Origin of the sequence: Micromonospora sp. NBC_01740, from assembly GCF_035920365.1 — a bacterium.
Taxonomy (GTDB): Bacteria; Actinomycetota; Actinomycetes; order Mycobacteriales; family Micromonosporaceae; genus Micromonospora; species Micromonospora reichwaldensis.
The window spans coordinates 2,571,597-2,583,459 of the sequence record NZ_CP109150.1 but is presented as its reverse complement, the minus strand read 5'-3'; the positions used below and the strand labels follow the sequence as shown (position 1 = coordinate 2,583,459).

The following is an 11,863-nucleotide window of genomic DNA, read 5'->3' as shown; positions in this document are numbered from 1 at the left end:
TCGGACGCGGTCAGGGCAGCCAGTCGGGGCGCAGCGGGTAGCCGCTCGCCCCCTCCGGACCGAGGCGGGTGGCGAGCACCTGGTGCAGCTGGATGCCGTTGCGCTCGAACGCCAGCCGGGACCCGGCCATGTAGAGGCCCCATACCCGCGCCGTGCCGGCCCCCACCTCGGCGACGCAGGAGTCCCAGTGCGCCGCGAGGTTGCGGCACCAGCCGGCCAGCGTCAACGCGTAGTGCAGCCGCAGGTTCTCCTCGTGCTGCACCTCCAACCCGACGTCGTGGATCTCGCTGACCAGGCGCCCCGGGCCGGCCAGCTCCCCATCGGGGAAGACGTAGCGGTCGATGAACGCGCCCGACCGGTGCGGCGCGCGGTTGTCGGCCCGCGTGATGCAGTGGTTGAGCAGCCGCCCGTCCGGCCGCAGCCGGTCCCGCAGGGCCCCGAAGTAGGCCGGGTAGTGGCGCACCCCGACATGCTCGGTCAGGCCGATCGAGGAGACCGCGTCGAACTGCTCGCGCGGCGCGTCCCGGTAGTCGAGGTGGCGCACCTCGGCCAGGCCGGTCAGCCCCTCCCGCTCGATCGCCGCCCGGGCCCACTCGGCCTGCGCCCGGGACAGGGTCACCCCGAGCGCCTTCACGCCGTACTCGCGGGCCGCGTGCCGGACCATGCCGCCCCACCCGCAGCCCACGTCGAGCAGCCGCATCCCGGCCTTCAGCGCCAGCTTCTGCGCCACCAGGTCGTACTTGGCCGCCTGCGCCTGCTCCAGCGTGTCGTCGGGCGAGCGGAAGAGCGCGCAGGTGTACGTCATCGACGGGCCGAGCACCTTCTCGTAGAAGGCGTTCGAGACGTCGTAGTGGTGGGAGATCGCGGTGCTGTCCCGGGTGCGGGAGTGCCGCAGCCCGTTCACCACGCGCTTCCAGCGCGGCAGCGCCTCCTGCGGCGGGGGCGGCGGCGGCATCAGCCGCTCCCAGCCCAGCCCGCGCACCAGGGCCAGCCCTTCGGCCAGCGACGGCGTACGCAGCCGCAGCTCGTCCTTGAGCACCCGCAACGCCTCGTACGGGTCGCCCGGGTGCACCCCCTGCAACGCCAGGTCGCCGCCGACGTACGCCCGGGCCATGCCCAGGTCGCCCGGGGCGGTGAGCAGATAGGTCAGGCCCCGCTCGGAACGGATCGACAGGGTGATGCCGGCATCGGCCGGGCCGACCGCGCTGCCGTCGTACCCGGTGACCCGCACCGGCAGGGCGCCGGTCGTCAACGCGCGGACGACGTCCGCCACGGTCGGACCCAGGCGCCGGCTCCCCGCCGGCGGGCTGGCGGGAGCGCTCGCCGCCCCCTGGTCTCGATCGGTCAGGCTCATGCTCTCGCTACCGCCTTCTCGTACAGTCCGGTGAGCCGGTGGTCCGGGTCGTAACGGTCCTTCACCGCGCGCCACGTCGCGCCGCCGTAGAGCCGGTCGAAGGATTCCCGGTCGTAGTACGCGTCGGAGTAGAGCGACTTGTGGCCCCCCGACTCCGACACCATGCGCTCGATCGCCCGGTTGACGTCGCCGTCGGCGGCCCCCGACGCGATCGGCACGCTGCCCCAGAAGCCGACGTTCACGTAGTTCTGCCCGGCCCGGAGCGGATAGAGCGGCCAGGCCCGGGCCGATCCGGGACCGGACGGCTCACGCAGCCGCAACGGGCACAGCCAGACCGGGGTCATCCCGACGGTGCCGGCGAACCAGCGCAGGAACCCGGCCATCCGCTCCAGCGGGATCTCCACGTCCTGCACCACCCGCTCGCGCGCCGGCTGGCCCCGCAGGCGGTCGATCCGGGCGGCCACGCCGTGCCGGTGCTCCCACCGGACCAACCGGTGGTAGACGTCGCTGCGCCGCCACCGCGCCGGCCAGACCCGCCGGAGCACCGGGTGCTGCACCCCGAACGCCGCCGAACACCAGAACCAGTCGGTGTCCCAGCGCCAGAGATAGTCGTACGTGGTCAGTGCGTCGTGCGTGCGCCGGCGCAGCGAGCGGTAGTAGATGTCCTGTCCCGTGTAGTCGCTGGCCGGCGGCGCGTCGTCGGTGAAGGCGCCCAGCACCAGGTACGCCTCGCCGGGGCTGAACATCACCCCGTCCATCGCGTCCACCGCCTCCCCCGCCCAGGACCGGGTCGCGGCGACCTCGGCGATCGCGTCGGCGAGCGCCTCCAGCCGGGTGAACCGGACGTTGCGCAGGGCCACGAAGCGGCGTACCGCCTGGAGTTCGATGCGCAGCCGGGTGGCGTAGCCGAGGCTGCCCAGCGAATTGGGAAACGCCGCGAAGAGGTCGGCGTGCTCCCCCTCCGGGCGGGCGGTCACGATCTCGCCGGCCCCGGTGAGCACGTCCATCTCGACCACCGACTCGTGCGGCAGGCCATTGCGGAACGAGGTCGACTCGATGCCGAGACCGGTCACCGCCCCGCCGAGGGTGATGGTGCGCAACTGCGGCACGACCAGCGGCATCAGCCCGTGCGGCAGGGTCGCGTCGACCAGGTCCTCGTAGGTGCACATGCCCTGCACGTCGGCCGTGCGGGCGACCGGGTCCACGGCGAGCACGCCCGTGAGCCCGGTGACGTCCAGGCCCGGCGCGCTGGGGGCGGACCGGGGACGGAACAGGTTGGAGGTGCGCTTGGCCAGCCGCACCGGCGCGCCCGCGGGCACCGCCGCGTAGGACCGTCGCAACTGGGCCACCGCACCGTCGTGGTCGACCGGATGATGATCCACACGGACCGCACACATGCGATCACTGTACGCGCTGTGGCCCTCGTGACGGGGGACGTCCACTGGTGCGTCCGCGACGTGGTCGGAGCACTGGCCGCCGCCGGGCCGGCGACATAGCGTGGGAACCATGCCGAGAGCCGTCTGGAACGACCTGGTCGTGGCCGAGAGCGACGACACCGTGCTGGTCGAGGGAAACCACTACTTCCCGCGCGCCGCCCTGCGCGACGACCTGCTCCGCGAGTCCGACACGCACACCGTCTGCCCGTGGAAGGGCACCGCGTCCTACTACACGCTGGAACACGACGGCCGGACCAGCGCCGACGCGGTCTGGTACTACCCCGAACCGAAGCCGGAGGCGGAGATGGTCCGCGACCGGGTCGCCTTCTGGAAGGACGTCCGGGTCGTCGACTGACGGGGGCCGCCGGCCCACTCCGCTCGCCCGGGTCGGCGCAGTTCCCGACCTGCTTCCAGCGGCGGCTCAGCCGGCGCGGAGCATGCGCAGTTGGGCCAGGTGCTTCGGCAGGTGGACGCGGGCGTGCAGGTCGAGGGTGCGGCCCCAGGGCAGCGACTCGTCTACGACGAGGTCGAACCCCTCCCGCAGGTGGGTCTCGACCGGGGTCTGCGCCGCCGCGCCGAGCCGCTCGGTCAGCGCGCAGAGCTTCTGGCTGGTGGCCCGCAGCAGGGTGGCCAGCCCGGCCAGCCCGCCGCACTCGACGACCAGCGCGTCCACCTGCGGGCGGTGGATGGTCTCCAGGTCGTAGTACGCGAACGGCGAGCCCGCGATGACCGCCTCGGTCGCCTCGGTCATCAGCTCGTCGTTGGCGGCGAGGTGCGCGACGATCTGCTCGGCGCTCAACTGCCCGGCCGGCGGCGCCGCGAACCCACCCGCCTCGACCTCCGCGAGCACCTCCGCGTACGCCCCCCGCAACGCCCCGCTGTCCATGTCCCCAGTCAATCCCGGCCCACGCTGTCCGGCCCGGAGTTCCCGCGGACGGTTCACCCGGAAGGGGCCCGTCGAATCCGCCAGGTCAGCGACGGCGGGGTTGCCGGGTGCGGAGGTAGTCGGAGACCACGTACTCGCCGAGATCCTCCAGGTCGGGAGTGAACATGCGGCCCTTCGAGCGGCGGGCCACGGCGTCGACGAAGCGGCGCAGGCCGGGATCATCGCCGAGCATGAACAGGTTGAGCGTGGCGCCGTAGCGGGTGAGCCGGTCCACCTCGCCCACGGTCGCCGCGATCGTCTCCGGCAGCGGCGGCCAGTGGAACAGCGCCTCGCCGTCGTCCGGGTCCAGGTGGGCGGTCGGCTCCCCGTCGGTGACCACCAGCACCACCGGCTCGGCATCCGGGTGCCGCCGCAGGTGCCGGGCGGCCAGCCGCAGCGCGTGCTGGAGGTTCGTGCCCTGCCGCAGGTCCGGCTCGACGGCGGCCAGTTCCTGCTGGGTCAGCGGCAGCGCCTCCAGACCGAAGCCGACGATCTGCAACGCGTCCTGGGGGAACCGGGTGGCCATCAGGTGCGCCAGCGCCAGCGCCGTCTGCTTCATCGGGCCCCACCGGCCCTGGGAGATCATCGAGTAGGAGAGGTCGACGCAGAGCACCACCGCCGCCGAGGCCCGCCGCTCGGTCTCCACCACCTCGAAGTCCTCGACGGCCAGCTGGACCGGCACACCGGAGCCGGCGCGGCGGACCGCCCGGGTCAGCGTCCGCACCACGTCCAGGGGCTGCTCGTCGCCGTACTCCCACGGCCTCGATCCGCCGCTGACCTCGCCGGCGGCGCCCGCCGAGCGCAGGTCGTGCTGGCCGCGCGGCCCGGCCGTCAGGTCCGCGAAGACCCGCCGCAGCGCCGTGCCGCCGAGCCGGCGCAGCGCCTTCGGGCTCAGGGTCAGCCCGTCGGCGTCCCGGCTCACCCAACCCTGCCGGCGCAGCTCCCGCTCCAGCTCCCGCAGCCGGCGTACGTCGTCGGCGGCGTCGCGGCCCAGCGTCCGGGCCACCGCGTCGACGTCGACGTCGTCCAGGGTGGCGCCCGCATGCTCCTGGTCGAGCTGGTCCAGCAGCTCGTCCAACTCGGCGATCTCGCCGAGCGCGCCGGCGGCCTCGCCGTAGCCGAGGGGCCGCTCGCCCCGCACCCGCTCGCCCGGGCCCCGGTGCAGGTCGGGGCGGAGCGCCCGGAGGTTGGCGTCCAGCGCGGACAGCTCCCCGGCGAGCCGGTCGCCGAGCGACTGCCGCATCAGGCCGGCCAGCTCCTCGCGCTGGCGGTCGGAGAGCGAGCGCATCAGCCGCTCACCGGCGGCGGAGCGCCGGGCCAGCACGTCGACCAGTTCGTCGACGTCGGCCGGCTGCTCGGGGAAGAACGCGCCGTGCCGGCGCATGAACTCGGCGAAGGCGTCGGTGGTGTCCTCCGACCGGGCGTGCCGGGCCAGCAGGTCGTTGAGGTCGCGCATCATCTCGGCCAGCCGCTGCTGCGCGGCCGGGTCCGCCGAGGCGCGCACCGCGTCGCGCAGCCCGGCGAAGCGCTGACCGAGCACGTCGTCGCGCAGCCCGTCGAGGATCCGCTGGTACGTCCGGCGGGCCTCGTCGCTGCTCCACCGGTACCCGGTCAGCTCCTCCACGGCGCGGGCCGTCGAGCGGGGCAGGTTGTCCAGCACCGCCTCGGCGAACCGCGCGTCGTCGCCGTCGCGCCCGCGCAGCTCGTCCCGCTCGGCGGCGAGCGCCTGGTCGAGCAGGGCGCGGGCCCGGGTGACCGCCCCGTCCAGGTCGCCCCGGCGCAACGCCTCCCGGCGCAGCCGCCTGGCCCGGGCGGCGAGGTCGTCGAGGCCGCCGCGCCCCTGGGGCCCCTGCCGCAGCAGGTCCCGCAGCGCCTCCCGGAGGCTGCCGCCGGCCAGCACCTCGGCGCCGACGGCGTCCACCGCCCCCCGCACGTCGTACGGAGGCGCGAGCGGGTCGGGGCCGCCCCGCCACTGCCCGTACCGGAACCGGTCGCCGGCCATGCTCAGGCCCGGCCGCCGTAGCGGGTCCGGCCGGAGTCGGTGACGTCCTTGCCGAGCCGGCGGGTCAGGTGCAGCCCTTCCAGGACGAACTCCACGCCGGCCGCGACCTGCTCCGGGGTGGGCGCGTCGCCCAACCCGAGCCGGTCCAGCGCCTTGGCCAGGCCGGGCACGGTGCCCACCTGGCGCAGCAGCTCGGCGGAGCCGACCAGCTCGCCGGTCTCGATGACGGCGTCCTCGTCGACGAGGGCGGTGAACCCGGAGAGGTCCAGCCCCGCCAGCCGGGCCCGGAACGTCTCGGCGGTCGCGGTCCGCAGCAGGTGGCCGAGGATCTCGACCTCCCGGCCCTCCTCGCCGCTCTCGAACTCGACCTTGCCGCGCAGGGTGCTGGTCACCGACACCGCGTCCCCCACCCGCGCGACCGCCGCCTCCGGGCGTACCCCGTCAGCCGGCTCCGTGGCCGCCAGCAGGCCGGCGCGGCGCAGCGCGGTGGCGGCGACCGTCTCGGCGGCGGCGATGGCGAACCGGGCGGAGACTCCCGAACGCGGGTCCACCGACGGCGACTCGCGCACCGCGCGGGCGAACCGCGCCAGGACCTCCAGCACGTGCTCCGGCACCTCGGCGACCAGGTCGGCCTCCTGCCGGATCAGGGCCAGCTCCAGGTCGAGGTCGACCGGGTAGTGGGTACGCACCTCGGCGCCGAAGCGGTCCTTCAGCGGGGTGATGATCCGGCCCCGGTTGGTGTAGTCCTCCGGGTTGGCGCTGGCCACCAGGAACAGGTCCAGCGGCAGCCGCAGCTGGTAGCCGCGGACCTGGATGTCCCGCTCCTCCAGCACGTTGAGCAGCGCCACCTGGATCCGTTCGGCCAGGTCGGGCAGCTCGTTGACGGCGAAGATGCCCCGGTTGGTACGCGGGACGAGGCCGAAGTGGATCGTCTCCGGGTCGCCGAGGGTGCGCCCCTGGGCGATCCGGATCGGGTCGACGTCGCCGATCAGGTCGCCGACGCTGGTGTCCGGGGTGGCCAGCTTCTCGCCGTAGCGCATCGAGCGGTGCAGCCACGCCACCGGCAGGTCGTCGCCGGCCTCGGCGACCAGCGCCCGCGAGCCGGGGGTGAGCGGGTGCAGCGGGTGCTCGTTGAGCACCGAGCCGGCGATCACCGGGGTCCACTCGTCGAGCAGGCCGACGAGCGAGCGGATGAGCCGGGTCTTGCCCTGGCCCCGCTCGCCCAGCAGCACCATGTCGTGCCCGGCGAGCAGGGCGCGCTCGACCTCGGGCAGCACCGTGTCGTCGTAGCCGACGATGCCGGGGAAGCGGTCGGCGCCGGAGCGCATCCGGGCCAGGAGGTTGTCGCGGAGTTCCTGCTTGACCGTGCGGTACGCGTGGCCGGCCGCCCGCAGCTCGCCGAGCGTGCCGGGCAGGTCGGCCGGAGGTGCCGGGGTAACCGGGGAAGGCGCAGTCACCCGACCAACGCTAGCTCACGGGAGCGGGGGCGCCCGGTCCGTCGACCGGGCACCCCCGCCGGGGGTACGCCTCAGCCCTGTCCGCAGCTCCGGCAGGTGCCCCGGCGGCGCAGGTGGTACGCGTACGTGGCGGCGCCGAGCGCGACGCCCCAGACCGGCCAGAGCAGCATCGGCGCGGTGGCCAGGCTGAGCCCGGCGGAGAAGTCCCAGAAGGCGGGGGTGGCGAGCAGGCCGAGGCTCGCCGCGGTGACCGCCACCGCGACCAGCGTCGCCGGGACGACGGCCAGCCCGACCGGCACCGGCCGCCCGGCCAGGCCCACCATCCAGCGCGGGAACCGTTCCCCCCACCGCTGCACCAGCCCGAGGGTGAGGACGGCGCCCACCAGGGCGAAGCCGCCCAGCCCGGCGCCCGCCCAGACCAGCCCGGAGTCGCGCATCTCGTCGAGGAACGACCGCTCGATGCCCAGCGGGACGCCGACCGCCCAGGCGAGCCGGGTGAGGGCGTACAGGGCGGGAACGGTGGCCGCGGTCCAGGCCGCCACGCGCCCCCAGCGGGCGGCCGAGTCGGGCGAGGTCCAACCGTGGTCGGCGTCGTCGCGCCCGCACGTCGGGCAGGCGCCCGCGGTGCGCCGCTGCCAGCGCAGCACCGCCCCGGCCAGCAGCACCCCGCCGACCATGGCCGCGCACCGCGCGAACAGCGCCCAGGTGAACACGTCGGCGTAGTCCACCGGCGGCCAGCCGAACGGCGCGCCGACGATCAGGATCGGGAGGTAGCCGAGGATGACAAGCACCTTCACGTCCGGCACGACGACGGCGAGCAGGAATGCGACCGTCCAGGCGTACGCCGACAGCAGGGTGTTCAGCGGTCGGGCCCGGCGGCGGGCCGGGCCGGTCATGGCGAGCGCGGCCACCGCGGCGCCGAGCAGCAGCACGGCGAACAGCGGCGCGCCGACGTCGGTGGGGACCAGCCGGAGCAGGTTGGCCTCGCCGTCGACCGGATCGTTCGCCCCGAACGGGTAGCCGGCACCGGTGACGGCGGAGACCAGGGCGAGCAGCCCCCAGAGGCCGAGCCAGCCGGCGGCCAGCGGGGCGAGCCGGTCCAGCCGGCCCGGGGCCGGGCGATGGGTGGGAACTTCGGTCGTCGTCATGCTTCCCAGCCTCGGCCGGCGGGCCTCTCCCGCCCTCCCGTGCGGCGGTGAACCGGCTCCCCCTCGGGAGGGAACGCTCAGCCCGACGGGGTGACGAACCCCGACTCGTACGCCGCGATCACCGCCTGGGTGCGGTCGCGGACGCCGAGCTTGGCCAGCACGTTGCCGACGTGGGTCTTCACGGTCTCCACCCCGACCACCAGGTGCGCGGCGATCTCCGGGTTGGACAGCCCGGTGGTCATCAGCCGCAGCACCTCGGCCTCCCGGTCGGTGAGCCGGGCGGCCGTCAGCCGGTCGGCGCCCCGCCCCCCGTACGCCCCGGCGAGGCGGCGGATGGCGGCGGGGAAGAGCAGCGACTCGCCCCGCGCGACCACCCGGACCGCCTCCACCACCTCGGCGGGCCGGGCCCGCTTGAGCAGGAACCCGCTCGCTCCGGCGCGGAGCGCGTCGTAGACGTACTCGTCGTTGGCGAAGGTGGTGACCACCAGCACCCGGGGCGGGTCGGCGGAGGTGGCGAGCAGCCGCCGGGTGGCCTGGATGCCGTCGATGCCGGGCATCCGCACGTCCATCAGCACCACCCGGGGGCGCAGCCGGGCGACCAGCGGCGGCACCTCCGCGCCGTCGGCGGCCTCGCCGAGCACCCGCAGGTCGGGCTGGGCGTCGAGGATCGCCCGCAGCCCGACCCGGATCAGCTCGTCGTCGTCGACGATCAGCACGCCGGTGGTCGTCGCGGTTCCGGTCGTCACGGGGTCCCCTCGAACGGCAGTCGCACCCGGATGCGCCAGCGGTCGCCGTCCGGCCCGACGGTCAGCCGGCCGCCGAGCAGCAGCACCCGCTCCCGCATCCCGTCCAGGCCCCGGCCGCCCCGCCCCGGGTCGCCGCGGCGGCGCCGGCCCACCGCGTTGTCCAGTTCCAGCTCCAGCGCGTCGGCGTGCACGTCGAGGCGCAGCGTGACCGGTCCCCGACCGTGCCGGGCCGCGTTGGTCAGCCCCTCCTGGACGATCCGGTAGCCCTCCCGGGAGACCGCCGCCGGCAGGTCGGCCGGGTCGCCGGTACGCCGGGCCTCGACCGGCAGGCCGGCCGCGCGGGTGTCGGCCACCAGCCGGTCCAGGTCGGCGAGCGTACGCTGCGGCGCCGGCGCGGCCCGCCGGCCGTCGGGCTCGCGGAGCAGCCCCAGCACGTGGTCCAGGTCGTCCATGGCGGTCCGCCCGGCCTCCTCGATCGCGCCCAGCGCGCGCCGGACGAACTCCGGGTCCCGGTCGAGCAGCTCGCGGGCGGCCCCTGCCTGGAGGGTGGCGACGGTGAGGGCGTGGCCCACCGAGTCGTGCAGTTCCCGGGCCAGCCGGTTGCGTTCGGCGAGCCGGGCCGTGCGCGCCTCCAGGGCCGCGATCCGTTCCGCCTGGGCCGGGCCGAGCAGCACCGGGGCCATCGACACCGCCAGCGCGCCCAGCCCGGCCACGGCGTAGCCGAGCGCCACCAGCACGACGACGCCGGCGAGGGTCAGCCAGCCGGTGTCCCGCCCGTCGAGCGGCCCGAACCGGTCGCCGCCGGTCATCCCGGTGTCGAGCCCGAACTGCTGCCCGATGAAGGCGAGCGCCATCGGCACGGCGCTGAACAGGGCGGCCACCACCAGCCCGCCGCTGAACAGGTGCAGCCCGATCCAGAGCGCCGAGCGCAGCCGGGTCTCGCGGTCGGCGACGTGCCCGGGGGCCGGGTCCGGCAGGTCGACGCCGAGCAGGGTCCGCGCTGCGGCGATCTCCAGTGCCCGGGGGCCGTCGAGGAAGACCGGGACCGCCGCGATGACCGCCGCGACGCCGAGCAGCGCCAGCACGAGCGGCCGGGGGATGTCCGACCGGGTCAGCAGCTGGGCGAAGGCCACCGCCAGCAGCGCGTACGGCAGCGCGAGCACCCCGCCGAGCAGCAGGAACACGCCGCGCCGCCAGGTGCTGCCGGCCGTCAGCGGGGCGAGGACCGTGCGGGGCTTCACCGGCCCATTCTGTCCCGGTCGTGCCCCGGGGCGACTCCCCCGCGTCGGGGAGATCGACGTTCCGGTCAGCGGCGGTGTTCGTCGACGTAGCGCTGCGGGTCCTTGTCGGCGAAGGCCAGGTCGCGGCCGAACTTGTGCTCGCCGTGGAAGGTCAGCCAGCGGCGGCCCAGCTCGGCCCGCAGCTCGACGCTCGCGTGCCGGCGGAAGTCGGGCAGCGCCTCGTCCTCCTCCTCGGCGAGGTGCTCGCTGTTCTCCCGGCGGGCGGTACCCACCGCCGCCCACCACTCGTCGGAGCCCACCGGGTGCAGCTTGGACTCGGCGACGGCGTCGCGGATCTTGTTGTGGTCGCCGATCGCGTCGACGGTCTCGGCCTCGCCGTCGTCGCCGTGGCGCACCAGGTGCGGGTAGAGGATCGCCTCCTCCGCCTCGGCGTGCACGTCCAGGTGCAGGGCGAGCGCGTCCCAGATCGCCAGCAGCTCGTGCTCGTCGCGGGCGTCGTCGAGGCGGGCGAAGCCCCGGCGGAAGGCCGCGTGGTCGTCGAGGATCAGCGCGGTGATGTCGTCCATCGGCTCACCTTCCGGCTCGGGCCCGCAGCAGGCGGGGCGCCGCCGCCAGGCCGGTGATCGGGCGGAACTCCTTCGCCGCGCGGGCCAACGCGGCGTGTTCGTCGTCGGCCAGGTCGATGTCGGCGGCAGCCGCGTTGCGTTCGACCTGTTCCACGCCGGAGGCGCCGGGGATGGCCAGCACGTTCGGGTGGCGCAGCAGGTAGGCGAGGGCGATCTGGCTGGGCGTGGCGTCGTGCGCGTCGGCCACCTGCCGCAGGGTCTCGATCAGCGTCGCGCCGCGCTCCAGGTTCTCCGGCAGGAAGTACGGGTTGGCCCGGCGCACCGCCCCGCTCGGCGGGTTCTTCGCGTCGTACCGGCCGGAGAGGAAGCCCTGGGCCAGCGGGCTGTACGCGATGACGACGCGGCCGGCCTGCTTCGCGTACGGCAGCAGGTCGTGCTCGGGCCCGCGGTCGACCATGCTGTAGCGGACCTGGTTGCTGAGCACGCGCCGGCCGAGCGCCGCCTCGGCGACCTGCCAGCGGCGCAGGCCGTAGTTGCTGACGCCGACCTCGCCGACCAGCCCGACGTCCTGCAAAGCGCGCATGCCGCGCATGGTGGTGTGGTCGGCGACCAGCGGGTTGGCCTGGTGCACCTGGTAGAGGTCGAGGTGGGTGACGCCGAGCCGCGCGGCCGAGGCGACCGCCCGCTGCTGCACCACCGGGGCGACCGGCAGGATCGGCAGGATCTTGGTGGCGATCACGACCTTCGGCCGGTCGTCGCCGAGCGCCTCGCCGAGGATCCGCTCGCTGCGGCCGAAGCCGTACAGCTCGGCGGTGTCGAAGACGGTGATGCCGAGGTCGACGGCGCGCCGGACGATGTCGGCGGCCCGGCGCTCGTACTCGGGGCCGTAGCCCCACTCCCGGGACCCGAACTGCCAGGTGCCGAGGCCGATCTTGGACAGGGGCTTGGGGGTGTCGAGCGGGACGAAACGCATGGTCCCGAAACTACC

Annotated in this window: 11 protein-coding genes; 1 reads left to right on the top strand and 10 read right to left on the bottom strand. The window is 75.1% G+C overall.

Translation table 11 applies throughout. The features are described 5' to 3' along the window. Positions 1 to 10: 10 nt before the first annotated feature. Both OG989_RS12390 and OG989_RS12385 read right to left on the bottom strand, forming a co-directional pair. Positions 11 to 1,354: a class I SAM-dependent methyltransferase gene (locus tag OG989_RS12390; protein WP_151455159.1), complete on the bottom strand. Its 1,344-nt coding sequence runs from the start codon at positions 1,352 to 1,354 to the stop codon at positions 11 to 13. Further along, positions 1,351 to 2,751, bottom strand: coding sequence for an FAD-binding oxidoreductase (locus OG989_RS12385; protein WP_151455160.1), 1,401 nt, complete (start codon positions 2,749 to 2,751; stop codon positions 1,351 to 1,353). Before OG989_RS12385 ends, OG989_RS12390 begins: the two co-directional genes overlap by 4 nt. A gap of 109 nt (positions 2,752 to 2,860) precedes the next feature. Here OG989_RS12385 and OG989_RS12380 point away from each other — a divergent pair, with 109 nt between their 5' ends. Further along, positions 2,861 to 3,145 carry a DUF427 domain-containing protein gene (locus OG989_RS12380; RefSeq protein ID WP_132233640.1) on the top strand — a complete coding sequence of 95 codons (285 nt, stop codon included), beginning with the start codon at positions 2,861 to 2,863 and terminating at the stop codon, positions 3,143 to 3,145. Positions 3,146 to 3,211: 66 nt separating this feature from the next. On the opposite strand, the gene OG989_RS12375 is transcribed toward OG989_RS12380, so the two are convergent. From OG989_RS12375 to OG989_RS12340, 8 genes are all read right to left on the bottom strand, one after another. Then, a complete protein-coding gene (locus OG989_RS12375; RefSeq protein WP_151455161.1) occupies positions 3,212 to 3,676 on the bottom strand; it encodes a hypothetical protein in 465 nt (154 codons plus the stop codon). Between the two features lie 85 nt (positions 3,677 to 3,761). Then, positions 3,762 to 5,717: a VWA domain-containing protein gene (locus OG989_RS12370; protein WP_151455162.1), complete on the bottom strand. Its 1,956-nt coding sequence runs from the start codon at positions 5,715 to 5,717 to the stop codon at positions 3,762 to 3,764. 2 nt (positions 5,718 to 5,719) lie between these two features. Beyond that, positions 5,720 to 7,174: a magnesium chelatase gene (locus tag OG989_RS12365; protein ID WP_151455163.1), complete on the bottom strand. Its 1,455-nt coding sequence runs from the start codon at positions 7,172 to 7,174 to the stop codon at positions 5,720 to 5,722. A gap of 71 nt (positions 7,175 to 7,245) precedes the next feature. Continuing rightward, entirely contained in the window at positions 7,246 to 8,322 is a 1,077-nt protein-coding gene (locus tag OG989_RS12360; RefSeq protein WP_327030565.1) for a hypothetical protein, read from the bottom strand. 77 nt (positions 8,323 to 8,399) lie between these two features. Next, complete coding sequence (locus OG989_RS12355; protein WP_327030564.1) at positions 8,400 to 9,068, bottom strand: response regulator transcription factor; 669 nt, start codon at positions 9,066 to 9,068, stop codon at positions 8,400 to 8,402. After that, positions 9,065 to 10,309, bottom strand: a complete 1,245-nt coding sequence (locus tag OG989_RS12350) for a sensor histidine kinase (RefSeq protein ID WP_327030563.1) — start codon at positions 10,307 to 10,309, stop codon at positions 9,065 to 9,067. The genes OG989_RS12355 and OG989_RS12350 overlap by 4 nt, the downstream gene beginning before the upstream one ends. A gap of 65 nt (positions 10,310 to 10,374) precedes the next feature. Next, positions 10,375 to 10,875, bottom strand: coding sequence for a hemerythrin domain-containing protein (locus OG989_RS12345; RefSeq protein WP_327030562.1), 501 nt, complete (start codon positions 10,873 to 10,875; stop codon positions 10,375 to 10,377). A gap of 4 nt (positions 10,876 to 10,879) precedes the next feature. Continuing rightward, the gene (locus OG989_RS12340; RefSeq protein WP_327030561.1) at positions 10,880 to 11,848 is read right to left on the bottom strand and encodes an aldo/keto reductase; all 969 of its coding nucleotides are present in this window, start codon (positions 11,846 to 11,848) and stop codon (positions 10,880 to 10,882) included. Positions 11,849 to 11,863 lie beyond the last annotated feature (15 nt).

What these genes read in the sequence shown, in the direction of transcription:
- OG989_RS12370 (WP_151455162.1), bottom strand. Translation starts at nt 5,717, where the DNA reads ATGGCCGGCGACCGGTTCCGGTACGGGCAGTGGCGGGGCGGCCCCGAC.
- OG989_RS12345 (WP_327030562.1), bottom strand. Translation starts at nt 10,875, where the DNA reads ATGGACGACATCACCGCGCTGATCCTCGACGACCACGCGGCCTTCCGC.
- OG989_RS12390 (WP_151455159.1), bottom strand. Translation starts at nt 1,354, where the DNA reads ATGAGCCTGACCGATCGAGACCAGGGGGCGGCGAGCGCTCCCGCCAGC.
- OG989_RS12375 (WP_151455161.1), bottom strand. Translation starts at nt 3,676, where the DNA reads ATGGACAGCGGGGCGTTGCGGGGGGCGTACGCGGAGGTGCTCGCGGAG.
- OG989_RS12380 (WP_132233640.1), top strand. Translation starts at nt 2,861, where the DNA reads ATGCCGAGAGCCGTCTGGAACGACCTGGTCGTGGCCGAGAGCGACGAC.
- OG989_RS12385 (WP_151455160.1), bottom strand. Translation starts at nt 2,751, where the DNA reads ATGTGTGCGGTCCGTGTGGATCATCATCCGGTCGACCACGACGGTGCG.
- OG989_RS12360 (WP_327030565.1), bottom strand. Translation starts at nt 8,322, where the DNA reads ATGACGACGACCGAAGTTCCCACCCATCGCCCGGCCCCGGGCCGGCTG.
- OG989_RS12340 (WP_327030561.1), bottom strand. Translation starts at nt 11,848, where the DNA reads ATGCGTTTCGTCCCGCTCGACACCCCCAAGCCCCTGTCCAAGATCGGC.